The organism is Actinomadura nitritigenes (genome assembly GCF_017573545.1).
GTDB classification, from domain to species: Bacteria; Actinomycetota; Actinomycetes; order Streptosporangiales; family Streptosporangiaceae; genus Spirillospora; species Spirillospora nitritigenes.
Map to the genome: position 1 here is coordinate 35,955 of NZ_JAGEOK010000048.1, position 25,544 is coordinate 61,498.

Sequence of the window (25,544 nt, forward strand, 5' to 3'; positions counted from 1 at the left end):
CCCGCGCCCGGCCGCCGGGCGCCCGCACCCCGCCGGGCATGGGACGATGTGGCCGGTGAGCATGTTGCCGGGGAGCACGGGGCGGGCGGCGTCCTCCGCTACCGTGAGCGACGTGGACGAGACGGCGCCGGAGCGGAGCGAGGGCGAGGGGCAGGAGCAGGCCGAGGGGCAGGGCTTCCGCGTCCACCTCGACAACTTCGACGGCCCGTTCGACCTGCTCCTCGGGCTGATCTCCAAGCACAAGCTCGACATCACCGAGGTGTCCCTGCACAAGGTCACCGACGACTTCATCGCCCACATCCGCTCCTACGGCAAGGACTGGGACCTCGACCAGGCCAGCCACTTCCTGCTGGTCGCCGCGACCCTGCTGGATCTGAAGGCGGCGCGGCTGCTGCCGTCCGGCGAGGTCGACGACGAGGAGGACCTGGCCCTGCTGGAGGCCCGCGACCTGCTGTTCGCCCGGCTGCTGCAGTACCGCGCGTACAAGGAGGTCGCGCAGGTGCTCGCCGCCCGGATGGCCGACGCGGCCAGGCGGTTCCCGCGTGTGGTGCCGATGGAGCCGAAGTTCGCCAACATGCTGCCGGAGGTGCTGCTCGGCCTCGGCCCGGAGGAGTTCGCCCGGCTCGCCGCCAAGGCCCTCGCCCCGAAGGCGCCGCCCTCGGTGTCGGTCGAGCACATGTACCAGCCGAAGGCGAGCGTCAAGGAGCAGGCCGCGATCGTCGTGGAGAAGCTGCGGCGGCTCCGCAAGACCACGTTCCGCGTCCTGGCGTCCGACGCCGACGGCACCTACGAGGTCGTCGCGCGGTTCCTGGCGCTGCTGGAGCTGTACCGGGAGCGGGCCGTCACGTTCGAGCAGCTCGAGCCGCTCGGTGAGCTGCACGTCACGTGGACCGGCACCGACGACGGCGACGTGGCGGTCGGCGACGACTACGAGGGCTCCCGCGAGGCCCGGGACGCGGCCGAGAAGGACGGGAAGGACGAGGAAGACGATGACTGAGGGACCCGGCCCGGACACGCCGGAGGAACGCCCCCCGCAGGACGCGCCCGACCAGCCCCAGGCCGAGGCGCCGCAGGCCGAGGCGCCGGATGAGGCGGGGGAGCGGGCGTCCGGGGCCGGCGGCGAGGGGCAGCCGGGCCTGCGCGCCTCGATCGAGGCGATCCTGCTGGTGGTGGACGAGCCGGTCGCCGAGATCACCCTGGCCCAGCTGCTGGAGCGGCCGCGCGGCGAGGTCGCCGCGACGCTGCGGGAGCTGGCCGCGGAATACACCGAGCAGGGCCGGGGGTTCGACCTCAGGGAGGTCGCCGGCGGCTGGCGGTTCTACACCCGGGACGTGTGCGCCCCGGTGGTGGAGCGGTTCGTCACCGACGGCCAGCAGGCCCGGCTGACGCAGGCCGCGCTGGAGACCCTCGCGGTCGTCGCCTACCGGCAGCCGGTGAGCCGGGCGCGGGTGTCGGCGGTCCGCGGCGTCAACAGCGACGGCGTGATGCGGACGCTCACGCTGCGCGGCCTGATCGAGAACGCCGGCCAGGAGCCGGAGACCGGCGCGCACCTGTACCGGACCACCGGGTACTTCCTGGAGCGGCTGGGGCTGCGCGACCTCGGCGAGCTGCCGGAGCTGGCCCCCTTCCTCCCCGACGACCTGCCAGAAGACATAGTTGAGGAAACGTGACTGACAACGAGGGCGTGCGGCTGCAGAAGGTGCTGGCCGAGGCCGGGATCGGCAGCCGCCGGCACTGCGAGGAGCTGATCGGCGAGGGCCGCGTGACCGTCGACGGCAAGCGGGTGTTCCGGTTCGGCGAGCGGGTCGACCCGCAGCGGGCCGTGATCCACGTGGACGGCAAGCGGGTCGAGACGCGCGCCGAGATGCGGTACTACATGATCAACAAGCCGCGCGGCGTGGTCAGCACGATGTCGGACGAGCGGGGCCGCAAGTCCCTGGAGGACTACGTGGACGTGCCGGAGCGGCTGTTCCACGTCGGCCGGCTCGACACCGACACCGAGGGCCTGATCCTGCTCACCAACGACGGCGAGCTCGCCCACCGGCTCACCCACCCGAGCTACGGGGTGTTCAAGACCTACCTCGCCGAGATCCACGGGCCGATCCCGCGCGATCTCGGCAAGCGGCTGCGCGCCGGGGTGACGCTGGACGACGGCCCCGCCAAGGCCGACAAGTTCCGGGTGTTCGACCAGGTCGGCAGGCGCGTGCTGGTGGAGATCACCCTGCACGAGGGGCGCAAGCACATCGTGCGGCGGCTGCTGAAGGAGGTCGGGTTCCCGGTGCAGCAGCTGGCCCGCATAGAGTTCGGGCCGATCAAACTCGGCCAGCTGAAGCCGGGCGGGATGCGGGCGCTGACCGTCCAGGAGATCGGCGAGCTGTACCAGGTGGTCGGGCTGTAGGCCCGGCCGGCGATCGACGGGACGGAGAGGGACGACGTGGCGGTACGCGCGGTCCGCGGGGCGACGCAGGTGGACGCCGACGACCGGGAGGAGATCCTGGCGGCGACGACCGAGCTGGTGAGCGAGGTCATGAGCCGCAACGGGCTGACCACCGACGATGTGATCAGCGTGCTGTTCACGGCGACGCCGGACCTCACGGCGGAGTTCCCGGCGCTCGCGGCGCGCAAGCTCGGCTTCCAGGAGGTGCCGCTGATGTGCGCGAGCGAGATCGCGGTGCCGCACGCGCTGCCGCGGGTGATCCGGCTGATGGCGCACGTCGCGACGGACCGCCCGCGCGCGGAGGTCCAGCACGTGTACCTGCGCGGCGCCAAGGCGCTCCGGCTGGACATCGCGCAATAGCGGTGCGAGCAGGGCGCGGTGGCGACCGGACAGGGCAGGGTCGGACGCAGTGATCAGGCGGGATGGGGCGCAGTAGGGTGACGGGCGTGGACGAGGACGTGGTGGGCCGCATCGTCGTGGTCGGGACGGGCCTGATCGGCACGTCGATCGCGCTGGCGATGCGCGAGCGCGGCGCCGAGGTGCTGCTGACCGACCGGGACGCCGCCGCCCTCGCGCTGGCGGTGGAGCTGGGCGCGGGGACGGCGCTGCCGGACGGGGCGTCCGCGGAGCCGGCGGACCTGGCGGTGCTGGCGGTGCCGCCCGCGGCGGTCGCGGTGACGCTGCTGGACGCGCAGAAGCGCGGTCTGGCCACGGCGTACACGGACGTGGCGAGCGTGAAGGCGCTGCCGCTGGCGCAGGCGGCGGAGCTGGGCTGTGACCTGTCGACGTTCGTGGCGGGGCATCCCCTCGCCGGCAGCGAGCGGTCGGGTCCGGGCGCGGCCCGCCCGGACCTGTTCCTCGGCCGGCCGTGGGCGCTGTGCGCGACGCCGGAGGCGGCTCCGGAGGCGGTGGCGGCGGTGACGGCGCTGGCGAAGGCGTGCGGCGCGATGCCGGTGGAGGTGGACGCCGCCGAGCACGACCGGGCGGTGGCGCTGGTGTCGCACGGCCCGCACGTGGTGTCGGCGGCGGTCGCGGCGCGGCTGACGGCCGCCGACGACGTGGCGCTGGGCCTGTCGGGGCAGGGCGTCCGGGACGTGACGCGGATCGCGGCGAGCGACCCGCGGCTGTGGATCGGGATCCTGTCGGCGAACGCCGAGCCGGTCGCGGACGTGCTGGAGGCGGTCGCGACGGACCTGGCGGTGGCGGCGTCGCTGCTGCGGGACGGCAGCGAGGGCGCGGCGGCGCACGTGGCGGACCTGCTGCTGCGCGGGAACGCGGGCCGGTCCCGGATCCCGGGCAAGCACGGCGGCGACCAGTCGGCGTACGCGACGGTGCAGGTGGTCATCCCGGACCGGCCGGGCGAGCTGGCGATGATCTTCCAGGCGGCGGGGGTCGCCGGGGTGAACATCGAGGACGTGACGATCGAGCATTCGCCGGGCCGCCCGCTGGGCGTCCTGGAGCTGTCGGTGGTGCCGGAGGCGGCGGACAGGCTCGCCGCCGAGCTGCGCTCCCGCGGCTGGTCGGTGCCCGGCCGCTAGCCGCACCGCCCGGAACCTCACCGCGCGCCCCCGCCCCGCGCAGGGTCGGGTCGCGTGGCGGCCTGGTTCTCGCGGGTCGTGGATCTTGCTGCGGGCCGCGGTGGTGTGCGCGGGCCGGTAGCCTGATGCGCTGGGCCCCCGCGAGGGAAACGCTCGCGTTCCGCCGCCCGCCCCGCCCGCCGCCCGCCCGCGCCGGCGGGCGCTTCGACGCCGACGAAAGGGAGCGATCGTGCCGCTCGTCATCGCCATGGACGGACCCTCCGGATCGGGCAAGTCCAGCGCGTCCAAGGGCGTCGCCCGCGCGCTCGGCCTGCGCTACCTCGACACCGGCGCGATGTACCGCGCGATGACGTGGTGGATGCTGCGCAACGGCGTCCCGGTCGAGGACGCCGACGCGGTCGCGGCCCGCGCCGGGGACCCGGTGATCGTGTCCGGCACCGACCCGGACGCCCCGTCGATCAGCGTGGACGGGCAGGACGTGTCGGAGCCGATCCGGACCCGCGAGGTGACGAACGCGGTCAGCGCGGTCAGCGCGGTCCCGGCCGTACGGGCGCGGCTGGTGGCGCTGCAGCGTGAGATCATGACGGACGGGGGCATCGTCGTGGAGGGCCGCGACATCGGCACGGTCGTCGCGCCGGACGCGCCGGTCAAGGTGTACCTCACCGCCAGCGAGGAGGTGCGGGCCGCCCGCCGCGCGAAGGACCTGGCGGCGGACCCGGGCGCGTCGGTGACGGTGACGCAGGCGGAGCAGGCGCGCCGCGACCGGCTGGACTCCACCCGGAAGGCGTCCCCGCTGGCGAAGGCGGCGGACGCGCACGAGATCGACTCGACGGAGCTGGGCCTCGCCGAGGTCATCGAGGCGGTCGTCCGCCTCGCCAAAGAGCATGAGTGAGCGGGCGGCCTGACGGCCCCTGTGGGGATATATGACTGTGAGCGATTACGAGATCGAGACCGCGGACGTCGTCGAGGACGTCGCCGCCGACGCCGGCCCCGCGCCGGTGGTGGCGGTGGTGGGGCGGCCCAACGTCGGCAAGTCGACGCTGGTGAACCGGATCCTGGGGCGCCGCGAGGCCGTCGTCGAGGACGTGCCGGGGGTGACCCGGGACCGGGTCGCCTACGACGCGACGTGGTCGGGGCGGCGGTTCACCGTCGTCGACACCGGCGGCTGGCTGCCGGACGCGGCCGGGCTGGCCGCCGCGATCGCCGAGCAGGCGCGCCTCGCGGTCGACCTGGCCGACGTGGTGATGTTCGTGGTGGACGCGACGGTGGGCGCCACGGACGTGGACGAGGCCGTGGTGGAGATCCTGCGCCGGTCCGGCAAGCCGGTGGTGCTGGTGGCCAACAAGGTCGACGACACGGGCGCCGAGGCGGACGCGGCGATGCTGTGGTCGCTGGGCATCGGGGAGCCGCATCCAGTGTCGGCGCTGCACGGCCGCGGCAGCGGCGACCTGCTGGACGCGGTGCTGGAGGCCCTGCCGGCGGAGGCGCCGCGCGAGACGTTCGGGGAGCAGGGCGGGCCGAGCCGGATCGCGCTGCTGGGCCGTCCGAACGTCGGCAAGTCGAGCCTGCTGAACCAGCTGGCGGGGGAGAACCGGGCCGTGGTGGACGCGGTGGCCGGCACCACCCGCGACCCGATCGACGAGCTGATCGAGCTGGGCGGCCGGACGTTCCGGTTCATCGACACGGCGGGGATCCGGCGGCGGCACCGGGAGAACCAGGGCGCCGACTTCTACGCGACGCTGCGCACCCAGTCGGCGCTGGAGCGCGCCGAGGTGGCGGTCGTGCTGGTGGACGCGGCGGAGCCGCTCGCCGAGCAGGACCTGCGGATCGTGTCGATGGTGATCGAGTCGGGCCGGGCGCTGGTCATCGCGTACAACAAGTGGGACCTGCTGGACGAGGAGCGCCGCCACTACCTGGAGCGGGAGATCGACCGGCAGCTGCACAACGCGCGGTGGGCGCCGCGGGTGAACATCTCGGCCAGGACGGGCCGGCACATGGACCGGTTCGTCCCGGCGATCGACACGGCGCTGGACGGCTGGAACACCCGCGTCCCGACGTCGAAGCTGAACCAGTTCTTCGCCGACCTGGTGAACTCGCACCCGCACCCGGTGCGCGGCGGCAAGCAGCCGCGCGTGCTGTTCGCGACGCAGGCGGGGGTGCGGCCGCCGCGGTTCGTGCTGTTCACCTCGGGGTTCCTCGAGGAGGGGTACCGGCGGTTCATCGAGCGGAGGCTGCGCGAGGAGTTCGGGTTCGCCGGGACGCCGCTCGACATCGCGATGAAGATCCGCGAGAAGCGCGGCAAGGCGCGCAAGTAGCCGGATCATCCGGTGCGGCCCGCCGGGGATCTTTCCCCGGCGGGCCGCGGCGTGTCAGGATGCATCCTGCGGGCAGCGGGTAAGTCTTCCATTACTCGTTGATTCCGCAACGAATGCGTGTTCTAGTCTGGGTGAGCTGTTCTCCCGGACGTTCATGGCGCGGTCGAGGGGTGCGACGTGAAGCTCTTGCTGCTCATTGCCGTTGCGGTCGCCTGCGTGGCGGCCAGTTTCGTCTGGCGCGAGCCCTGGATCGGCGGCGTCGGCCTGCTGGTCGCGTTCGTCGCGATGTTCACCGACCGCGACGACGTGAAGCTGGACGACGAGAAGGGCAGCTACGAGACCACCAAGTCCGTCCGGAACATGCGCAGCCGGAACCGCTGAAAGCCCGTCAGGAGCCCTCAGGCCGTCGTCCGCGGCCCCTGGGCGCAGCCCGAAGCCATGGGCCGCGGCCCGGACGGCGCCGGAGCCGTGCGCGCGGGGGGACTCGCGCGCACGCGGACCGGCGCCACCGCCCGCACCACCGCCGTCCGGGCGCCTGCCGTCGGGGCCTAGCGGGCCGGCACCAGCCGTCCGGGCGCCTACCGCTCGACGCCGCCCTGCTCGCCCGCGACCCGCTGGTCGCCCGGCGGGCGCGGCGCGGGCGGCCGGACGGGCTCGGCCGGTCCTCCGGGCCCGGCGTTCTCGCGCGCGTAGCGGCCGAACACCAGCGGCTGCGTGGTGCCGGCGGACTCCTGCTGCGGCTCGTCCGGCGGCAGCGCCTCGCGGACGCCGACCACCGCGAACCGCCCCAGCGCGAGCGCCGCGAAGAACACGATGACGACGCCGAGCCCGGCGAAACCGGACAGCTGCTCGGCGAGGTGCCGGCCGTCGCCGGTGCCGAGCGGCGCGCCCACGCCGGGGACGTCCCACAGCGTGGCGAGCGGCCCGCCCACCACGAACCAGGCGCCGCCGAGGACGCCCAGCCACGCGCCGAGCATCGCGATCGCGCGGTGCGCGCTGAACAGCACGATCAGCCCGCCCAGCACGGCGGCGGCCGCGGGGGCGATGCTGAGCTCGAGCCGGTCGGTGTTGTAGACCCAGGTGTCGTCGGGAGCGAACCCGAAGTCGAAGTAGGGGCCCGCGAAGGGGAGCAGCCCGCCCCACAGGCCCAGCAGCACCAGCAGGATCCCGCTGAAGCCGCCCCTGGTGCGCGGTACGCGCATGGTCCCAGTCATGATCATTCCTCCTGACCGGGCTACGGATTCTGTTTTGCACCCCCTTTACCCGCCGCGCTCGCGTCCACACCGCCGTCTCAGGCCACCGTGCGGGCCTGCTGCTCGGGGTGTTCGGCGTCGATGTGCCAGCTGATCACGCGGACCGGGCGGATCCGGATCAGGTCGTCGCTGAAGTAGCCCTCGCCGATGTGCATGCGGCCCTTGACCGGCTCCGCCGTGCCGCGGATCTCCACGCCGCGGCCCCAGCCGGGCCGCACCGCGTCCGGGTCGTCGGCGGGCGGCTTGTCGTCGACGAGGAACGACACGTGCGGGTCCGCGAGGACGTTGCGGTACTTGCGGCTGGCGGCGTTGTCGGGGCCGCCGATGTCGATCGTCCCGTCGCCGTTCAGCCGGAACCCGACGGGCCTCGTCTGCGGCCCGCCGTCCGGGCCGATCGTGGACAGCCGGCCGAGGTCCTGCGTGGCCAGGTAGGCGCGCTCCGCCGGGGTGAACGGGTCGGTCATCGTCGCTCTCCTGTCTGCGGTGGTGAACGGAGCCGACGCTAGGACCTCGACCGCGATTCAGGTCAACCGGTGCTCTCCAGGCCGGCGGGCGTGTCGCTCGGGGCGGCGGCGAGGCGGCCGTCCAGCGCGTCGCGCACGAACCGGCCGAGCGCGCGGATCGCCGCGCGGGACTCCGGCAGGTACGGGCCGAACATCTGGAAGACGTGGATCTGCCGGTCCCACACCTGCAGCGTCGCGGGCACGCCCGCCTCGGCGAGCCGCCGCGCCATCAGCTCGGAGTCCTGGTACAGCAGCTCGGTGGAGCCGGCCGTCAGCAGGACGGGCGGCAGCCCGGCCAGGTCGGCGCGGACGGGGGAGATCGCCGGGTCCTTCAGGTCGAGGTGCCCGAGGAACGCCTCCACCAGCCGCTCCAGCAGCACGCCCGGGTCGGACGGGTCGAGGCCCATGTTGGCGTGCGCGAGCTTGTCGGTCAGGTCCATGTCGAGCATGGGGGACAGCGCGACGAGCGCCGCCGGCATCGGCAGCCCCTCGGCGCGGGCGCGCAGCGCGGTGGCGAAGGCGAGGTGGCCGCCCGCCGAGTCGCCCATGATCACGATGCTCGCCGGGTGGACGCCCCGGTCGTCCAGCAGCCACCGGTAGGCGGTGAGGCAGTCCTCGACCTCCCGCTCGAACGGGACGGCGGGGATCATCCGGTAGTCGACCGACAGCGCGGGGACGCCGGCGGCGGCGCTGAACGAGGCGATCATCCGGCGATGGGTGTTGAGGCCGCAGCTGACCCAGCCGCCGCCGTGGAGGTAGAGGATCACGCGGTCGCGGGCGGACGGCGTGCCGGGCCCGCGCACCCACTCCGCGCCGAACCCGTCGAAGCGGACCTTCTCCGTGCGGACGCCCCGCGGCGCCGGGGCCCGCCCGGCGAGCCGGTCCAGGGCCGCCGCGCGCCGGAGCGCCCGGTCGTCGAAGGGAAGCGCGGCGGCCTTGGCCAGCCGGGGGCGCAGGAAGCGGCGGATCCCCGCTGAGACCGCGCGGGACCGCAGGCTCGCGGTCCCGTGGCGTTCGATGACCAGGGTCGTCGGGTGCGGCTGCGTCACCGGGTCCTCCTCACTACGGGGGGTGCAAGTAGATGGTGACATCCGGGCGCCGCCGCCCCGAAGCCGGGGCCGATGGGGCAAGCCCGTGGCAAATGCCAGCGATAGTGGCCTATACAGCTCGCAGAATCTGGCCGAATGCACGAGTGCATGTCGAATCTGCGAGGGCTAGGATCATCCCCCGTGACGACGTTCAGGATCAGTGAGGCGGCCGGGCTGCTCGGCGTCAGCGCCGACACCGTCCGGCGCTGGGTGGACGGCGGGCGGCTGCCGGCCGAGCGGGACGAGCACGGCCACCGGCGGGTGCCGGGCGCCGAACTGGCCGCCTTCGTGCGCGACCAGGCGCGCGGCGGCTCGCCCCCCGAGCAGGCCGAGCGGTTCTCCTCGGCGCGCAACCGGCTGCGCGGAATCGTCACCGACGTCGTCCGGGACGGAGTGATGGCCCAGGTGGAGATCCAGGCGGGGCCGTTCCGGCTGGTGTCGCTGATGAGCCGCGAGGCCGCCGACGAGCTCGGCCTGCGGGTCGGCGTGGTCGCCGAGGCCGTGGTGAAGTCGACCAACGTCGTCGTCGAGGTGTCCGACCCGGGCTGATCCCCTTGAGGAGTGACATGTTCAAGCGCACATGGGCGGCCGTGCTCGGCGCGTCCCTGGCACTGGCGGCGGCGGGCTGCGGCGACACCGGCGACGACGCGTCCTCGGGCGGCGGCGGGTCCAGGACCCTCACCGTGTTCGCGGCGGCGTCGCTCACCGAGACCTTCACCGCCCTCGGCAAGACCTTCGAGGCCGCGCATCCGGGGGTGAAGGTCAGGTTCGACTTCGGCGGCAGCGACAGCCTCGCTCAGGGCATCACGCAGGGCGCGCCCGCGGACGTGTTCGCCTCCGCCAGCCCGGCGACGATGAAGACCGTCACCGACGCGGGGGACGCCGGTGGAACGCCGCAGGTGTTCACCCGCAACCGCCTGGTCATCGCCGTCCCGCCGAAGGACCCCGGCAAGGTCGCCAGGCTGGCGGACCTGTCGCGGCCCGGGTTGAAGGTCGTGCTGTGCGCGCCGACGGTGCCGTGCGGCGCGGCGGCGAAGAAGGCGCTCGTGGCGGCGAACGTCAGGGTCGAGCCGGCGTCCGAGGAGACCGACGTCAAGGCGGTGCTCACCAAGGTGAGCCTCGACGAGGCCGACGCGGGGCTCGTCTACCGCACCGACGCCAGGGCCGCGGCCGGCAAGGTGAAGGCCATCGAGTTCCCCGAGTCGGCCCAGGCGGTCAACGACTACCCGATCGTCGAGGTGAAGAAGGCGCCGCAGGGCGCGCTCGCCAAGCAGTTCATCCAGCTCGTCCTCGGGGCGCAGGGCCGGGCCGCGCTCACCGGGGCGGGCTTCGAGGCGCCGTGAACCGGTCCGGCCGGCCGCCCTGGTTCCTGCTGCTGCCCGCGCTGGCCGGACTGGCGTTCCTGGTGCTGCCGCTGGCCGGGCTGCTCGCCCGCGCCCCCTGGTCCACCCTCGGCACCCGGCTCGGCCGGGGCCAGGTGCTCGAGGCGCTGCGGCTGTCGCTGCTGAGCGCCACGCTCGCCACCGGCGTGTGCCTGCTCCTCGGTGTGCCGCTGGCCTGGGTGCTGGCGCGGGCGTCGTTCCCCGGCCTGCGGATCGTCCGGGCGCTGGTCACCGTGCCGCTGGTGCTGCCGCCGGTCGTCGGCGGCGTGGCGCTGCTGCTGGCGCTCGGGCGCCGCGGGCTGGTCGGCGCGTGGCTGGACTCGGCGTTCGGGATCACGCTGCCGTTCACCACCGCCGGGGTGGTGCTCGCCGAGACGTTCGTCGCGATGCCGTTCCTGGTGATCAGCGTGGAGGGCGCGCTGCGCGGCGCCGACCTGCGCTACGAGGAGGCCGCCGCCACCCTCGGCGCCGGCCGCTGGACGATCTTCCGCCGCGTCACGCTGCCGCTGGTGGCGCCCGGCGTCGCGGCCGGCGCGGTGCTGTGCTGGGCGCGGGCCCTCGGCGAGTTCGGCGCGACGATCACCTTCGCGGGCAACTTCCCCGGCCGGACCCAGACGATGCCGCTCGCGGTCTACCTCGCGCTGCAGAACGACCCGCAGGCCGCGATCGTGCTGAGCCTGGTGCTGCTCGCGGTGTCGGTGGCCGTGCTGGCCGCGCTCCGCGACCGCTGGGTGCAGACGTGACGGCCGGGATGGGTGCGGACGTGACGGCCGGGAGCGGCGGGAAGGGGCTGGACGCGCGGCTCGTCGTGCGGCGGGCGGCGTTCGACCTGGACCTCGCCATCGCCGCCGCGCCCGGCGAGGTCGTCGCGCTGCTCGGGCCGAACGGCGCGGGCAAGAGCACCGCGCTGCGCGCCCTCGCCGGGCTCGTCGCGATGCCGGACGGCCACATCCGGCTGGACGGGGCGGACCTGCGCCCGCTGCCCGCCGAGCGCCGCGGCGTCGGCATGGTCTTCCAGGACTACCTGCTGTTCCCGCACCTCAGCGTGCTGGAGAACGTCGCGTTCGGGCCGCGCTGCCAGGGCGCCGGACGCCGCGCCGCGCGGCGCCGGGCGGCGCAGTGGCTGGAGCGGGTGGGGCTCGCCGGGTACGCGTCCGCGCGCCCGCGGGCGCTGTCGGGCGGGCAGGCGCAGCGGGTCGCGCTCGCGCGCGCGCTGGCCGTCGAGCCGGGACTGCTGCTGCTGGACGAGCCGCTCGCGGCACTCGACGCGCACACCCGGCTGGAGATCCGCGCCGCGCTGCGCCGGCACCTGGCCGGGTTCGCGGGCGCCGCGGTGCTCGTCACCCACGACCCGCTGGACGCGATGGTGCTGGCGGACCGGATCGTCGTGGTGGAGGGCGGCCGGCTGGTGCAGGAGGGCACGCCCGCGGAGGTCGCCCGGCGGCCGCGCACCGACTACGTCGCCAGGCTCGTCGGCCTGAACCTGTACCGGGGAAAGGCCGAGGGGGGCACCGTAGTCATCGGCGGCACCGAGGGCGAGCACACGCTGGACACAGTCGACTCGCTCCAGGGGGAGGTCTTCCTGGCCTTCGCGCCATCGTCGGTCGCGCTGTACCGTACTCGCCCCGACGGCAGCCCGCGCAACCTCTGGCGCGCGCGTGTCGCGGCGGTCGAACGCCATGGGGACCGGGTGCGGGTGCGGTTGTCCGGGCCGCCTTTCGACGCCGTCGCGGACATCACTCCGGCATCGGTCGCGGAACTCGATTTGTCCGAGGGCAGCATGATTTGGGCGGCTGTGAAGGCCACCGAAACGCACGTTTACCCAGCTTGAGCGGGTCGTAGCCGGGGCCGGCGGCGTGCCGCTGCCGGTACCCGTGCTCCAGTGATATCAATCACAAAACTGCGCGGGAAGGCCCAGAAGGCGACGGGATTGGTCCAGACCAAATGGCAAAAACGTCGGGTCTTGTTCATCATGCAAACATCCTGCGAACAGCTGAAGGAGTTGCCCGTGTCCAACCAGGTCCCCGGCCTCGACCAGGCCCCTACCGGCCACACCGAACTAGTGGAGTGGGTACGCGGGATCGCCGAGCTGACCAAGCCCGACCGCGTCGAGTGGTGTGACGGCTCGGACGAGGAGTGGGAGCGTCTGACCGGCCTCCTCGTCGAGCAGGGCACCCTCACGCGTCTCGACCCGGCCAAACGGCCCAACAGCTTCCACGCCGCCTCCGACCCGACCGACGTCGCCCGGGTCGAGGACCGGACGTTCATCTGCTCCGAGAAGGAGGAGGACGCCGGGCCGACCAACAACTGGGTCGCGCCGGCCGAGATGAGGCAGACCCTCGGCGGGCTCTTCGACGGCTGCATGAAGGGCCGCACCATGTACGTGGTGCCCTTCTGCATGGGCCCGCTGGGCGGCACGATCTCCCAGCTCGGAGTCGAGATCACCGACTCCGCCTACGTCGCCGTCTCGATGCGGATCATGACGCGGATGGGCACGGGCGCCCTGCGGCTGATCGAGGAGCGCGGCACCTACGTCAAGGCCGTCCACTCGGTGGGCGCGCCGCTGGAGCCGGGGCAGGCCGACGTCAAGTGGCCGTGCAACTCCACCAAGTACATCACCCACTTCCCGGAGACCCGGGAGATCTGGTCCTACGGGTCCGGCTACGGCGGCAACGCCCTGCTGGGCAAGAAGTGCTACGCGCTGCGGATCGCCTCGACCATGGCGCGCGACGAGGGCTGGATGGCCGAGCACATGCTCGTCCTCAAGCTCACCCCGCCGGAGGGCGAGACCCGCTACGTCGCCGCCGCGTTCCCGTCGGCGTGCGGCAAGACCAACCTCGCCATGCTCGAGCCGACCATCCCGGGCTGGAAGGTCGAGACGATCGGCGACGACATCGCCTGGATGCGGTTCGGCGAGGACGGCCGCCTCTACGCCATCAACCCCGAGGCCGGCTTCTTCGGCGTCGCGCCCGGCACCGGTGAGAGCACCAACGCCAACGCCGTCAAGACGCTGTGGGGCAACAGCATCTTCACGAACGTCGCGCTCACCGACGACGGCGACGTGTGGTGGGAGGGCCTCACCGACGAGCCGCCCGCGCACCTGACCGACTGGAAGGGCAACGACTGGACGCCCGCGTCCGAGACGCCCGCCGCGCACCCGAACGCCCGCTTCACCACCCCGGCCGGGCAGTGCCCGATCGCGGCGGACGAGTGGGAGGACCCGAAGGGCGTGCCGATCTCGGCGATCCTGTTCGGCGGCCGCCGCGCGTCCGCGGTGCCGCTGGTCACCGAGTCCTTCGACTGGCAGCAGGGCGTGTTCCTCGGCGCCAACATCGCGTCCGAGAAGACCGCCGCCGCCGAGGGCACGGTCGGCGAGCTGCGCCGCGACCCGTTCGCCATGCTGCCGTTCTGCGGCTACAACATGGGCGACTACTTCGGCCACTGGCTGAAGATCGGCAAGGCCACCGACCCCGAGAAGCTCCCGCGGATCTACTACGTCAACTGGTTCCGCAAGAACGCCGACGGCAGGTTCATCTGGCCCGGCTTCGGCGAGAACAGCCGGGTGCTGAAGTGGATCGTCGAGCGGCTGAACGGCAAGGCCGACGCGGCCAAGTCCCCGATCGGGCAGCTGCCGACCAAGGAGTCGCTCGACACCGCCGGCCTGGAGATCGACGACGCCGACCTGGAGACGCTGCTGTCGGTCGACACCGAGGTGTGGAAGCAGGAGGCCGCCCTCGTGCCGGAGTTCTTCGAGAAGTTCGGTGACCACATGCCGAAGGCGCTGTGGGACGAGTACCACGACCTGGTGCGCCGCCTGGACGCCTGATCCGGCGCCGCCCGTCCCGCCGGCCGTGCGGGACGGGCCCGTCCCCCCGTCCGCGCCCGCTCGCTGAGATCCTTCTGCGAGCGGGCGCGAGCCTTTGTGGGGATCGGAGTGGAACATGTTGCATGACCTTTTCGGGATGGGCGTCCCGGTGGCCGACAAGGTGATCCGGTCGGCGGCGGTCTTCCTGGTGGTCGTCGTCCTGCTGCGGATGGCCGGGAAGCGGGAGCTGGCCCAGCTCAACGGCTTCGACTTCGTGGTCATGCTGCTGCTGTCGAACGTCGTGCAGAACGCGGTCATCGGCCCCGACGACTCGCTGACCGGGGGAGTGCTCGGCGCCGTGGTGCTGCTGGCGCTGAACGCGGTGCTGGTGCGGGCGGCTCTGTTCCTGCCGTGGCTCTCCGGCCTGGTGCACGGCCGCGCGAGCGTCCTGGCGGAGCACGGGGCGTACCGGCGGCGGACGCTGCTGCGCCTCGGGCTGCGGCCGGCCGACGTCGACGAGGCGATCCAGGAGCAGGGCGGCGACGACGTCGCCGACACCCGGCTCGTCACCCTCGAACCGGGCGGGGCGGTCGTGGTCCGGCTGCGGGACGCCGAGCAGTCCGCCAGCGCCGGCGATGTCGCCGACCTGCAGGCGCGGCTCGAGCGCATCGAACGGCATCTGGAGCGGCTCGCCGGGCGGTACTGACCTCTCGGACCGGTGCGGCGGGCGCGCTCCGGCGGTGACCGTCCGGAAACCTCAAGTCCGGTCGAGGTCGCATAGGATGCGCGCCATGACGCGCCTTGAGCACCGCAAGCACGAACTGACCGTCGGGCAGCTCGCCGAGCGCAGCGGCGTGGCCGTCTCGGCCCTGCACTTCTACGAGGCCAAGGGGCTGATCCGCAGCCGCCGGACCGCCGGCAACCAGCGCCGCTTCACCCGCGACACGCTGCGCCGCGTCTCGTTCATCAAGGTCTCGCAGCGGGTCGGCATCCCGCTCGCCGACATCAGGGACGCCTTGGCCACGCTTCCCGAGGAGCGCACGCCGACCGTGGCGGACTGGGCGCGGCTGTCCGACCTGTGGCGCGCCGACCTCGACGCCCGGATCCGGCAGCTGGAGAGGCTCCGCGACGACCTCACCGAGTGCATCGGCTGCGGCTGCCTGTCGATCGGCAAGTGCGCGCTCGCCAACCCCTACGACCGGCTCGGCGACGAGGGGCCCGGCCCGCGCCGCCTGCTGGTCGACGCCGCCCGCCCCGAGCCCCGGCGGGCTCCGCAGGGCGAGGGCGAGGACGGCGGCGAGGGCGGGGACGGCGCGTCGGAGGACGACTGCGACCCGGTGTCCTGCGCGGCCCGGTCCTGACCCCGGGCGCCGCCCGGTGCCCGCCCGGAGCGGGAACGGGGCCGGAAGCGGCCGGGCGGCGTACCGGTCAGGTGATGCCGGGGCGAGGCTCCCTGCTGTGCGGGTCGATGCGGCGCGGCGCCGGCTCCCGCCCGGCCGGCTGGGTCGGCGCCGGACGGGTCGGGACCTGCTCGATCGGCAGCTCGACCGGCTCGTCCGCGAGCTCGAACTCCTCGCCGTGGTGCCACAGCGTGATGGCGGGGCCGTCCAGCAGCTCGTAGGTGGCCGCCTCCCCGGTCACCTCGACGCGCACCCGGCTGCCCCGGTACCGCATCCGGAACGCCAGCCGGCTGATGCCGCCCGGCAGCCGCGGCGCGAACCGCAGCCGCCCGCCGCTCGCCCGCATCCCGCCGAACCCGGCGACGAGCCCGCTCCACGCGCCCGCCATCGACGCCACGTGCAGCCCGTCGCGGGTGTTGCGGTTCAGGTCGTGCAGGTCCATCAGCGCGGTCTCGCCGAGGTAGTCGTGCGCCAGCTCCAGGTGCCCGACCCCGGCCGCCACCACCGCCTGCGTCTGCGCCGACAGCGACGAGTCGCGCACCGTCAGGCTCTCGTAGTACTCGAAGTTCCGGGCCTTCTGCTCCTCGGTGAACTCCTCCCCGCACAGGTGCAGGGCCAGCACCAGGTCCGCCTGCTTCACGACCTGCTTGCGGTACAGGTCGAAGTAGGGGAAGTGCAGCAGCAGCGGGTAGTGGTCCGGCTTGGTCGCCGAGAAGTCCCAGCGGGCGTGGTTGGTGAAGTTCTCGCTCTGCGGGTGGACGCCCAGCCGCTCGTCGTAGGGGATCACCATCGCCGACGCCGCGTCCCGCCATGACGCGGCCTCCTCGGCGTCCACGCCGAGCCGGTCGCACATGTCGGGATGGCGCATCGCCGTCTCCGCCGCCTCCAGCAGGTTCCGGCGGGCCATCAGGTTGGTGTAGACGTTGTTGTCCACGACCGCGCTGTACTCGTCCGGTCCGGTGACGCCGTCGATGCGGAACACCCCGCCGACGTCGTGGTGGCCGAGGCTGCGCCACAGCCGCGCCGTCTGCACCAGGATCTCCAGCCCGATCTCCCGCTCGAACCGCTCGTCCTGCGTGGCGTCCACGTACCGGACGACGGCGTCGGAGATGTCGGCGTTGATGTGGAACGCCGCGGTCCCGGCGGGCCAGTAGCCGGAGCACTCGTGGCCGCGGATCGTCCGCCACGGGAACGCGGCGCCGTGCAGCCCGAGCTGGGCGGCCCGCTCGCACGCCAGCGGCAGCGTCATGTGCCGCCACGCGAGCGCGTCGGCGGCGGCGTCGGGCGCGGTGTAGGTCAGCACCGGGAGCACGAACGTCTCGGTGTCCCAGAACGTGTGCCCGTCGTAGCCGGGGCCCGTGAGGCCCTTCGCCGGGATCATGCGGCGTTCCGCGCGCGCGCCCGCCTGCAGGGTGTGGAACAGGCCGAACCTGACCGCCTGCTGGATCTCGGCGTCCCCGTCGACCTCCACGTCCGCGCCGCACCAGAACTCGTCCAGGAAGTGCCGCTGCTCGGCCAGCAGCCCCTCCCAGCCGGTCTGCCGCGCGCCCGCCAGCGCCCCGACCACCTGGTCGTGCAGCGCCGGCCGGGACCGCCGGCTCGACCACCCGTACGCCAGGTACTTGATGATCCGCAGCCGCTGCCCCGGCTCCAGGCGCGTCGCGACCGTCAGCCGGCCCACGTCCGGGGAGCTCTCCGTCTCGATCGCCATCGAGTCGGGGCCCTCGATGTGGTGCGACATGCCCGCCGCCATCCGCAGCCCGCTCTGCCGCGTCCGGTGCAGCAGCAGCACCTTCGTGCCGTTGGCGACGTGCTCCTCGCTGATCAGGGGATGGTCGAGGATCGCCGACGCGCGCGGGTCCTTGTCGCCGTCCGGCAGCGCCTCGTTGGCGACCAGCTCCGACTGCGCGACGACCCGCATGGACTGGTGGACCGGCTCCACGTCGTAGCAGATCGCCGCCACCGCGCGCTGCGCCAGCGACACCATCCGCGTGGAGGTCACCCTGATGCGCTGGTCGGCGGGCGACGTCCACTCCACGTGCCGGGTCAGGGTCCCGGCCTGCATGTCCAGGACGCGCTCGTGGTGGTGGACGCGCCCGTACCGCACGTCCAGCGGCTCGTCGTCCACCAGCAGCCGGATCACCTTGCCGTTGGTGACGTTGATGACCGTCTGCCCCGACTCGGGATAGCCGTAGGCGGTCTCCGCCTGCGGCAGCGGCCGCTGCTCGTAGAAGGAGTTCAGGTAGGTGCCCGGCAGGCCGTGCGGCTCCCCCTCGTCGAGGTTGCCGCGCAGGCCGAGATGGCCGTTCGACAGCGCGAACACCGATTCGCTCTGCGCCAGCCGGTCCAGCCGCAGCTCCGGTTCGCGGACGCACCAGGGCTCCACGGTGAACACCGGCCGGTCGACGCTGGTCTGTCCCTCCGGGTCCGTCACTTGTCCTCCAGCAGCTCGGACAGGTCGTTGACCACCACGTCGGCGCCGTACGCCGCGAGCTCCTTCGCGTGCTCGCCGTCGACCCGGTTGACGCCCACCACGTACGCGAACCCGCCGGCCCGGCCGGCCTGCACGCCGGCGAGCGCGTCCTCGAACACGACGGCCCGGTCCGCGGGCACGTCCAGCTCCTTCGCCCCGGCGAGGAACATGTCCGGCGCGGGCTTGCCGGGCAGGTGCCGCTCCGCCGCGACGACGCCGTCCACCCGGGCGTCGAACAGGTCGGTGATCCCGACCGAGCGCAGCACCTGGACGGTGTTGGCGCTGGAGGACACCACCGCCGTCCTCAGCCCGGCCTCGCGGGCCGCGCGGACGAAGTCGATCGACCCGTCGAAGGTCTCCACGCCCTTGGTCCGGATCAGCTCCAGGACCAGGGCGTTCTTGCGGTTCCCGAGGCCGCGCACGGTGGCCTTCTCCGGCGGGTCGTCCGGGTCGCCCTCGGGCAGCGTGATGCCGCGCGACTCCAGGAACGAGCGCGTCCCGTCCTCGCGCTTCTTGCCGTCGACGTAGCGCCCGTAGTCCTTCACGGGGTCGAAGGGGACGAACGGCCCACCGGTCCGATCGGCGCGTTCGCGCAGGTAGCCGTCGAACATCTCCTTCCACGCCGCCGCGTGCACGGCCGCGGTGCGGGTAAGCACCCCGTCGAGATCGAACAGACACGCCACCGCCGCGTCCGGCAGTCCCAGCATCCGCACCCCCTGGATGACACGATCGGAATCGTTCTCAAGTGCGTCCCGTTCCCATGCCGGAACAGGACATGCGGGGCCGGCGTTCGAACGGGGGGATCATGATCGTCGTACAACCCCTTCGCCAGGGTGGCACACGAAGAGGAGAGAACCAATGGAAACGGCGCGTATAGGCGTCACCGGGCTCGCGGTGATGGGTCGCAACCTGGCCCGCAACCTCGCCCGGCACGGTCATCCCGTCGCCGTGCACAACCGCACCGCCGCCCGCACGAAGGCGCTGGTGGAGGAGTTCGGCGGCGAGGGGACCTTCCTGCCCGCCGAGACCCCGGAGCAGTTCGTCGCGTCGCTGGAGCGGCCCCGCCGGCTGGTGATCATGGTGAAGGCGGGCGCGCCGACCGACGCGGTGATCGACGAGTTCGCGCCGCTGCTGGAGCCCGGCGACATGATCGTGGACGGAGGGAACGCGCACTTCGCCGACACCCGCCGCCGCGAGGCCGCGCTGCGCGAGCGCGGGATCCACTTCGTCGGCACCGGCATCTCCGGCGGCGAGGAGGGCGCGCTGCACGGCCCGAGCATCATGCCGGGCGGCTCCGCCGAGTCCTACGAGGCGCTGGGCCCGCTGCTGGAGGACATCGCCGCGAAGGTCGACGGGACGCCGTGCTGCACCCACGTCGGCCCGGACGGCGCCGGGCATTTCGTGAAGATGGTGCACAACGGCATCGAGTACTCCGACATGCAGCTGATCGCCGAGTCCTACGACCTGCTGCGGCACGCCGCGGGGCTCGCGCCCGCGGAGATCGCCGAGGTCTTCCGCACCTGGAACACCGGCCGGCTGGAGTCGTACCTGATCGAGATCACGGCCGAGGTGCTCGCGCACACCGACGCCGCGACCGGCAAGCCGTTCGTGGACGTGGTGCTGGACCAGGCCGAGCAGAAGGGCACCGGCCGCTGGACCGTCCAGACGGCCCTGGACCTCGGCGTCCCCGTCGGCGGCATCGCCGAGGCCGTGTTCGCCCGGTCCGTCTCGGGCCACGCGGACCTGCGCGCGGCGTCCCGGAACCTGCCGGGGCCGGCGCGCGGCGCCGTCGCCGACGCGGGCTTCGCGGACAAGGTCGAGAAGGCGCTGTACGCGTCCAAGATCGTCGCTTACGCGCAGGGCTTCCACGAGATCCAGGCGGGCAGCGCCGAGTACGGCTGGAACATCGACTCCGGCGCGATGGCCACGATCTGGCGCGGCGGCTGCATCATCCGGGCCCGCTTCCTCGACCGGATCCGCGCCGCGTACGAGGCCGACCCCTCCACGCCGACGCTGCTCACCGACGACCACTTCGCCGAGGCCCTCGGCGACGCCCAGGACGCCTGGCGCGACGTCGTCGCCACCGCCGCCCGCATCGGCGTCCCCGCGCCGGGGTTCGCCACCGCGCTCGCCTACTACGACTCGCTGCGCGCCGACCGGCTGCCCGCCGCGCTCACGCAGGGCCAGCGCGACTTCTTCGGCGCCCACACCTACCGCCGCGTCGACCGCGACGGCTCCTTCCACACCCTCTGGGGCGGCGACCGCACCGAGGTCACGTCCTGACCGGCGCTCCCGCCGGGGAGCGGGGGCGCCCCCCGCCTGCGTCCCGCCCGCCGCCCGGAGCGGCATCGGGACCGGCCGGCGACCGGCGATCGGGCGCGGCCGCCGGCCGGGCCCGGTCCCGGGCCGGTCACGCGTCGCCGTCCTCCCGCTCCACGCCCGCGATCGGGTTGCCATCCCGCGTCCCGCTCCCCTCCCTGGACTCGTAGCCCTCCGCGGCGCTCCCGCTCCCGGGCACGATCCGCTCGCGCGGCAGCTCCTCGTGCCCCGAGCTGGCCCCGGGGCCCCGGTCGGCGGGGTCGTACTTCTTCTTCGCCATGGCTGCGTCTCCTCGTCTCGCTGTTTCGTCCAGCACGTTCTAACCGAACGCCCGCTCCCTAACCGGCCGCCGGGCCCCCGGATAGGGTCGGGCGCGTGCGGATACCGGAGGACGGTGAGATTCGGGAGTTGCACGAGCGGCTGGCGCCCGGCCGGGAGGCGTTCGAGCTGGTCTGGACGCACTGCGTGATCGTGTGCCGGATCGCCGAGCAGCTGATGGACGCCGGCGGCCTGGACGTCGACAAGGAGCTCGTGCGGGCCGGGTGCCTGCTGCACGACGTCGGGGTGTACCGGCTGTACGACATCACCGGGGAGCTCGACCACAAGCAGTACATCCGGCACGGGATGATCGGGCACGGGCTGCTCGCGGAGGAGGGCCTTTCCGAGGTGCTCTGCCGGTTCTGCTCGCACCATACCGGGATGGGGCTGACCAGGGACGACGTCGAGCGGCAGAACCTGCCCCTGCCCCGCGCCGACTACCTGGCCGAGACGGGCGAGGAGCGGCTCGTCATGTACGCGGACAAGTTCCACAGCAAGACCGACCCGCCGTCGTTCGTCAACGCCTCGTCCTACGCGGTGCACGTGCGGCGGTTCGGCGGCGACAAGGTCGCGAGGTTCAAGGCGATGCGCGAGCTCTACGGCGTGCCCGATCTCGAGCCCCTGGCGGCGGAGTACGGTCACACGCTCGTGTGACGCCAGGCCCGCCCGTCCGTGCCGCCCGTCCGTGCCGCTCGTATGGGCCGCTCATATGGGCCGCTCATAGGGGCCGCGCGGCGGCGGGTGACGCGAGCAGTGGGCGATCCGGGGCAGGATGGAGGAGTGAGTCTGATCGATGAGCTTCCTTCCGGTACCGACGCCGATCCCGATTCGCTGTTCGAGGCGTTCGAGCGATGGGTGTCCGGGCGCGGGATCACGCTGTACCCCGCGCAGGAGGAGGCGCTCATCGAGGTCGTCTCGGGCGCGAACGTGATCCTCTCGACGCCGACCGGGTCCGGCAAGAGCCTGGTGGCGGCCGGGGCGCTGTTCGCGGCCCTCGGCAAGGACCAGGTCGGGTTCTACACGGCGCCGATCAAGGCGCTGGTGTCGGAGAAGTTCTTCGACCTGTGCGAGATGTTCGGCCGCGAGAACGTCGGGATGATGACCGGCGACGCCAGCGTGAACGCGGACGCGCCGATCGTGTGCTGCACCGCCGAAGTGCTGGCGAACATCGCGCTGCGGGACGGCGCGGACGCCGACATCGGCGTGGTCGTGATGGACGAGTTCCACTTCTACGCCGAGCCGGAGCGGGGCTGGGCGTGGCAGATCCCGCTGCTGGAGCTGCCGCAGACCCAGTTCCTGCTGATGTCGGCGACGCTCGGCGACGTGTCGTTCTTCCAGAAGGACCTGATGCGCCGGACGGGCCGCCCGACCGCGCTGGTGACGTCCGCGGAGCGGCCCGTCCCGCTGATCTACGACTACCGGGTGACGCCGCTGCACGAGACGATCGAGGAGCTGCTCGCCGAGCAGAAGGCGCCGATCTACCTGGTGCACTTCACGCAGGCGGCGGCGATCGAGCGGGCGCAGTCGCTGATGAGCATCAACGTGTGCACGAAGGCGGAGAAGGCGCGGATCGCGGAGCTGATCGGCAACTTCCGGTTCACCACGAAGTTCGGGCGGAACCTGTCCCGGTTCGTCCGGCACGGGATCGGGGTGCACCACGCGGGGATGCTGCCGAAGTACCGGCGGCTGGTGGAGCGGCTCGCGCAGGCGGGGCTGCTGAAGGTCATCTGCGGGACGGACACACTGGGCGTGGGGGTGAACGTCCCGATCCGGACGGTGGTGTTCACCGCGCTCAGCAAGTACGACGGGCACCGGGTGCGGCGGCTGCGGGCGCGGGAGTTCCACCAGATCGCCGGGCGGGCCGGGCGCGCCGGGTTCGACACCGTCGGGTTCGTCGTCGCGCAGGCGCCCGAGCACGTGGTGGAGAACGAGAAGGCCCTGGCCAAGGCGGGCGACGACCCGAAGAAGCGGCGGAAGGTGCAGCGCAAGAAGCCGCCGGAGGGGTTCGTCGGCTGGGACGAGGAGGTCTTCAGGAAGCTGCAGGACGCCGAGCCGGAGATGCTCCGGTCCCGGTTCCAGGTGTCCCACGCGATGCTGCTGTCGGTGATCGCCCGTCCGGGCAACGCGTTCCAGGCGATGAAGCGGCTGCTGACCGACAACCACGAGGAGCCGTCGGCGCAGCGCCGGCACATCTCCCGGGCCATCGCGATCTACCGGTCGCTGCTGGCCGGCGGGGTGGTGGAGGTGCTGCCGGAGCCCGACGACCTCGGCCGGTACGCGCGGATCACCGTGGACCTGCAGGAGGACTTCGCGCTCAACCAGCCGCTGTCGACGTTCGCGCTGGCCGCGTTCGAGGTGCTGGACCCGGCGTCGCCGTCGTACGCGCTGGACGTGCTGTCGGTGATCGAGGCGACGCTGGACGACCCGCGGCAGATCCTCGCCGCGCAGGTCAACAAGGCGCGCGGTGAGGCCGTCCAGGAGATGAAGGCGGAGGGGATCGAGTACGAGGAGCGGATGGAGCTGCTCCAGGACGTCGACCACCCGAAGCCGCTGGAGGAGGAGCTCGGCGCCGCGTACGAGATCTACCGCGCCGGGCACCCGTGGGTGGGCGACCATCCGCTGCGGCCGAAGTCGGTCGTCCGGGACATGTACGAGCGGGCGATGACGTTCACCGAGTACATCGGGTACTACGAGCTGGCCAGGGCCGAGGGGCTCGTCCTGCGGTACCTGTCGGGCGCGTACAAGGCGCTGCAGCAGACCGTCCCCGAGTCGATCAAGACCGACGACCTCATCGACCTGATCGAGTGGCTCGGGGAGCTGGTGCGGCAGGTGGACTCCAGCCTCCTGGACGAGTGGGAGCAGCTCGCCAACCCGGCCGACGAGGACGTGGACGAGCCGATCGAGGACCGGGTCACGCGGGTGACCGCGAACGCGCGGGCGTTCCGCGTGCTGGTCCGCAACGCGATGTTCCGCCGGGTCGAGCTGGCGGCGCTGGAGCGGTACCGGGAGCTGGGCGAGCTGGACCCCGACTTCGGCGAGGACGCCTGGCGGGAGGCGATGGACGGCTACTTCGACGACCACGACGAGCTGCTCACCGGCCCGGACGCGCGCGGGCCGAAGCTGCTGCGGATCGAGGAGGTGCCGGACGACGCGCTGTGGCGGGTCCGGCAGGTGTTCGACGACCCGGCGGGCGACCACGACTGGGGCATCTCCGCCGAGGTCGACCTGGCGGGCTCCGACCAGGAGGGCGCGGCGGTCGTCCGGGTCACCGCCGTGGACCGCATGTGATCGACCGGACGTGGCGGGAGGGCCGAGGCATGGTGCAGATCGCGGTCGCGCAGTTCGCGCCCGGTGAGGACAAGGACGCCAACCTGGCGTCGATCGGCGGGCTCGCCGCCGAGGCGGCGGGGCGCGGCGCGAGGGTCGTCGTGTTCCCGGAGTTCGCGATGTTCACCGCGCCGAGGCTGGACCGGCGGTTCCTCGACACGGCGGAGCCGCTGGACGGCCCGTTCGCGGCCGGGCTCGGCGAGCTGGCGCGCCGGCACGGCCTGCACGTGGTGGCGGGCGTGAACGAGCGGCTCGACGACCCCGGCCGGATCTCCAACACCCTCCTCGCGATCGGCCCGGACGGCGCCGTCGCCGCGACGTACCGCAAGACGCACCTGTACGACGCGTTCGGGTACAAGGAGTCGGACGTCGTCCGGCCCGGCCCGATCGGCGACCCCGAGACGTTCACCGTGGACGGCGTGCGGTTCGGCATGCAGACCTGCTACGACGTCCGGTTCCCGGAGGTGACGCGCCGGATCGTGGACGCGGGCGCGGACGTGCTCGCGCTGCCCGCCGAGTGGGTGCCGGGGCCGCTCAAGGAGGACCACTGGCGCACGCTCGTCCGGGCCCGCGCGATCGAGAACACGATCTACGTGGCGGCCGCCGGCCAGTGCGCCCCGACCGGTGCGGGCAACAGCATGATCGTCGACCCGATGGGCGTCGTCGTCGCGGCGCTGGGGGAGACGGCCGGCACCGCGGCCGCCGAGGTGTCGCCCGAGCGCGTCGCGGCCGTGCGGGAGAAGAATCCGGCGCTGTCCCTGCGCCGGTTCACCACCGTCCCGCTGGCCTGACCCGCCCGCCGGAGGCCGCGGGGTCCGGGACTGTATCGAGCGGGCAACGGTCTCCGGCATTCTCCGTGTGCGGCCGTGCGCGGACCGTGACGATCGGACCGTGCCCGAATCCCGTGACCTCCCCCCGGCCGGATACACCCGCGCCGCGCCCCGCCCGCCACTCCGCTCCCGCCTGTTCGGTGCCCGCACCGCCCTGGCCTCTCGCGGCCGTTCGCCGTTCCCGGCCGCCGTGCTCGCCCTCGTCCTGGCGGCCGGCATCGTCGGCGTGATCGGCTACGGGACGAGGCGCGAACCCCCGGCGAGAACCCTCAGGCCGGACGCGGTGAGTCCGTCCGCGCCCATGTCCGGCGCACCGGGCGGCGCGGCCACCGTGCCGGGCGCAGCCGCCCCGACGTCCGTCCCGCCGGAGGCCCTGCCGGGAGCCGGGCCGGGAGCCGTGCCGGGCGTGCCCGCCCCCGTTCCCGGCGGCCCGGTGCACGCGCAGGACGGTGCGCCAGGGGCGCGTCCGGGAGGCGGAGCGTCGGGGACGGCGGCGCCGCCCGGGTCGTCGGGGGACGCCCAGGCCGGCCCGGCGCACGCCCGCCCGGCGGCCACG

Annotated in this window: 25 protein-coding genes and 1 pseudogene; 20 read left to right on the forward strand and 6 right to left on the reverse strand. The window is 73.3% G+C overall.

Going from position 1 to position 25,544, the window contains the following annotated elements; translation table 11 throughout:
• Positions 1-61: 61 nt before the first annotated feature.
• From J4557_RS44320 to J4557_RS44355, 8 genes are all read left to right on the forward strand, one after another.
• On the forward strand, positions 62-997 hold the full coding sequence (locus J4557_RS44320; RefSeq protein ID WP_208273171.1) for a segregation and condensation protein A: 936 nt from the start codon (positions 62-64) through the stop codon (positions 995-997).
• On the forward strand, positions 990-1,670 hold the full coding sequence (scpB, locus tag J4557_RS44325; RefSeq protein WP_208273116.1) for an SMC-Scp complex subunit ScpB: 681 nt from the start codon (positions 990-992) through the stop codon (positions 1,668-1,670). Before J4557_RS44320 ends, scpB begins: the two co-directional genes overlap by 8 nt.
• The gene (locus J4557_RS44330) at positions 1,667-2,398 is read left to right on the forward strand and encodes a pseudouridine synthase (RefSeq protein WP_208273118.1); all 732 of its coding nucleotides are present in this window, start codon (positions 1,667-1,669) and stop codon (positions 2,396-2,398) included. The genes scpB and J4557_RS44330 overlap by 4 nt, the downstream gene beginning before the upstream one ends.
• Positions 2,399-2,434: 36 nt before the next feature.
• Positions 2,435-2,797 carry a chorismate mutase gene (gene aroH / locus J4557_RS44335; RefSeq protein WP_151597548.1) on the forward strand — a complete coding sequence of 121 codons (363 nt, stop codon included), beginning with the start codon at positions 2,435-2,437 and terminating at the stop codon, positions 2,795-2,797.
• Between the two features lie 62 nt (positions 2,798-2,859).
• Positions 2,860-3,975: a prephenate dehydrogenase gene (locus J4557_RS44340; protein ID WP_208273130.1), complete on the forward strand. Its 1,116-nt coding sequence runs from the start codon at positions 2,860-2,862 to the stop codon at positions 3,973-3,975.
• 229 nt (positions 3,976-4,204) lie between these two features.
• Entirely contained in the window at positions 4,205-4,867 is a 663-nt protein-coding gene (cmk, locus tag J4557_RS44345; RefSeq protein ID WP_307800561.1) for a (d)CMP kinase, read from the forward strand.
• A 37-nt stretch (positions 4,868-4,904) separates the two neighbouring features.
• On the forward strand, positions 4,905-6,290 hold the full coding sequence (der, locus tag J4557_RS44350; RefSeq protein WP_190867857.1) for a ribosome biogenesis GTPase Der: 1,386 nt from the start codon (positions 4,905-4,907) through the stop codon (positions 6,288-6,290).
• Between the two features lie 177 nt (positions 6,291-6,467).
• The gene (locus J4557_RS44355) at positions 6,468-6,671 is read left to right on the forward strand and encodes a hypothetical protein (protein WP_151546846.1); all 204 of its coding nucleotides are present in this window, start codon (positions 6,468-6,470) and stop codon (positions 6,669-6,671) included.
• 197 nt (positions 6,672-6,868) lie between these two features.
• Here J4557_RS44355 and J4557_RS44360 read toward each other — a convergent pair whose 3' ends face one another.
• From J4557_RS44360 to J4557_RS44370, 3 genes are all read right to left on the reverse strand, one after another.
• Positions 6,869-7,504, reverse strand: coding sequence for a hypothetical protein (locus J4557_RS44360; protein WP_208273134.1), 636 nt, complete (start codon positions 7,502-7,504; stop codon positions 6,869-6,871).
• Positions 7,505-7,581: 77 nt separating this feature from the next.
• Positions 7,582-8,007 (reverse strand): PPOX class F420-dependent oxidoreductase, encoded by a 426-nt coding sequence (locus J4557_RS44365; RefSeq protein ID WP_208273136.1) that lies wholly within the window; start codon positions 8,005-8,007, stop codon positions 7,582-7,584.
• Between the two features lie 62 nt (positions 8,008-8,069).
• Positions 8,070-9,095, reverse strand: a complete 1,026-nt coding sequence (locus J4557_RS44370) for an alpha/beta hydrolase (RefSeq protein ID WP_307800562.1) — start codon at positions 9,093-9,095, stop codon at positions 8,070-8,072.
• Between the two features lie 180 nt (positions 9,096-9,275).
• On the opposite strand from J4557_RS44370, the gene J4557_RS44375 reads away from it, so the two are divergent.
• The 7 genes from J4557_RS44375 to soxR all read left to right on the forward strand — a co-directional run bounded on the left by J4557_RS44375 (position 9,276) and on the right by soxR (position 15,682).
• A complete protein-coding gene (locus J4557_RS44375) occupies positions 9,276-9,683 on the forward strand; it encodes a TOBE domain-containing protein (RefSeq protein WP_208273140.1) in 408 nt (135 codons plus the stop codon).
• 17 nt (positions 9,684-9,700) lie between these two features.
• Entirely contained in the window at positions 9,701-10,477 is a 777-nt protein-coding gene (modA, locus tag J4557_RS44380; protein ID WP_208273142.1) for a molybdate ABC transporter substrate-binding protein, read from the forward strand.
• Positions 10,474-11,259 (forward strand): molybdate ABC transporter permease subunit, encoded by a 786-nt coding sequence (gene modB, locus J4557_RS44385; protein ID WP_208273143.1) that lies wholly within the window; start codon positions 10,474-10,476, stop codon positions 11,257-11,259. The genes modA and modB overlap by 4 nt, the downstream gene beginning before the upstream one ends.
• A gap of 8 nt (positions 11,260-11,267) precedes the next feature.
• Positions 11,268-12,347: an ABC transporter ATP-binding protein gene (locus J4557_RS44390; protein WP_208273174.1), complete on the forward strand. Its 1,080-nt coding sequence runs from the start codon at positions 11,268-11,270 to the stop codon at positions 12,345-12,347.
• Positions 12,348-12,524: 177 nt separating this feature from the next.
• A complete protein-coding gene (locus J4557_RS44395; RefSeq protein ID WP_307800563.1) occupies positions 12,525-14,342 on the forward strand; it encodes a phosphoenolpyruvate carboxykinase (GTP) in 1,818 nt (605 codons plus the stop codon).
• Positions 14,343-14,457: 115 nt separating this feature from the next.
• Positions 14,458-15,027, forward strand: a complete 570-nt coding sequence (locus J4557_RS44400) for a DUF421 domain-containing protein (protein WP_208273146.1) — start codon at positions 14,458-14,460, stop codon at positions 15,025-15,027.
• Positions 15,028-15,112: 85 nt separating this feature from the next.
• Positions 15,113-15,682 carry a redox-sensitive transcriptional activator SoxR gene (gene soxR, locus J4557_RS44405; RefSeq protein ID WP_243777335.1) on the forward strand — a complete coding sequence of 190 codons (570 nt, stop codon included), beginning with the start codon at positions 15,113-15,115 and terminating at the stop codon, positions 15,680-15,682.
• 67 nt (positions 15,683-15,749) lie between these two features.
• On the opposite strand, the gene J4557_RS44410 is transcribed toward soxR, so the two are convergent.
• Positions 15,750-18,155: a glycoside hydrolase family 65 protein gene (locus J4557_RS44410; RefSeq protein WP_208273149.1), complete on the reverse strand. Its 2,406-nt coding sequence runs from the start codon at positions 18,153-18,155 to the stop codon at positions 15,750-15,752.
• Positions 18,152-18,901: an HAD family hydrolase gene (locus J4557_RS44415; RefSeq protein WP_208273176.1), complete on the reverse strand. Its 750-nt coding sequence runs from the start codon at positions 18,899-18,901 to the stop codon at positions 18,152-18,154. Before J4557_RS44415 ends, J4557_RS44410 begins: the two co-directional genes overlap by 4 nt.
• A gap of 151 nt (positions 18,902-19,052) precedes the next feature.
• Here J4557_RS44415 and gnd point away from each other — a divergent pair, with 151 nt between their 5' ends.
• Entirely contained in the window at positions 19,053-20,477 is a 1,425-nt protein-coding gene (gene gnd, locus J4557_RS44420) for an NADP-dependent phosphogluconate dehydrogenase (protein ID WP_208273151.1), read from the forward strand.
• 127 nt (positions 20,478-20,604) lie between these two features.
• On the opposite strand, the gene J4557_RS44425 is transcribed toward gnd, so the two are convergent.
• On the reverse strand, positions 20,605-20,793 hold the full coding sequence (locus tag J4557_RS44425) for a hypothetical protein (protein ID WP_208273153.1): 189 nt from the start codon (positions 20,791-20,793) through the stop codon (positions 20,605-20,607).
• A gap of 95 nt (positions 20,794-20,888) precedes the next feature.
• On the opposite strand from J4557_RS44425, the gene J4557_RS44430 reads away from it, so the two are divergent.
• The 4 genes and pseudogenes from J4557_RS44430 to J4557_RS44445 form a co-directional block, all read left to right on the forward strand.
• Complete coding sequence (locus tag J4557_RS44430) at positions 20,889-21,485, forward strand: HD domain-containing protein (RefSeq protein WP_208273155.1); 597 nt, start codon at positions 20,889-20,891, stop codon at positions 21,483-21,485.
• Between the two features lie 126 nt (positions 21,486-21,611).
• Positions 21,612-24,119 (forward strand): DEAD/DEAH box helicase, encoded by a 2,508-nt coding sequence (locus J4557_RS44435; protein WP_208273157.1) that lies wholly within the window; start codon positions 21,612-21,614, stop codon positions 24,117-24,119.
• A 29-nt stretch (positions 24,120-24,148) separates the two neighbouring features.
• The gene (locus J4557_RS44440) at positions 24,149-24,949 is read left to right on the forward strand and encodes a carbon-nitrogen hydrolase family protein (RefSeq protein WP_208273159.1); all 801 of its coding nucleotides are present in this window, start codon (positions 24,149-24,151) and stop codon (positions 24,947-24,949) included.
• 100 nt (positions 24,950-25,049) lie between these two features.
• Positions 25,050-25,544: pseudogene (locus tag J4557_RS44445) on the forward strand (hypothetical protein); the annotation flags it as partial.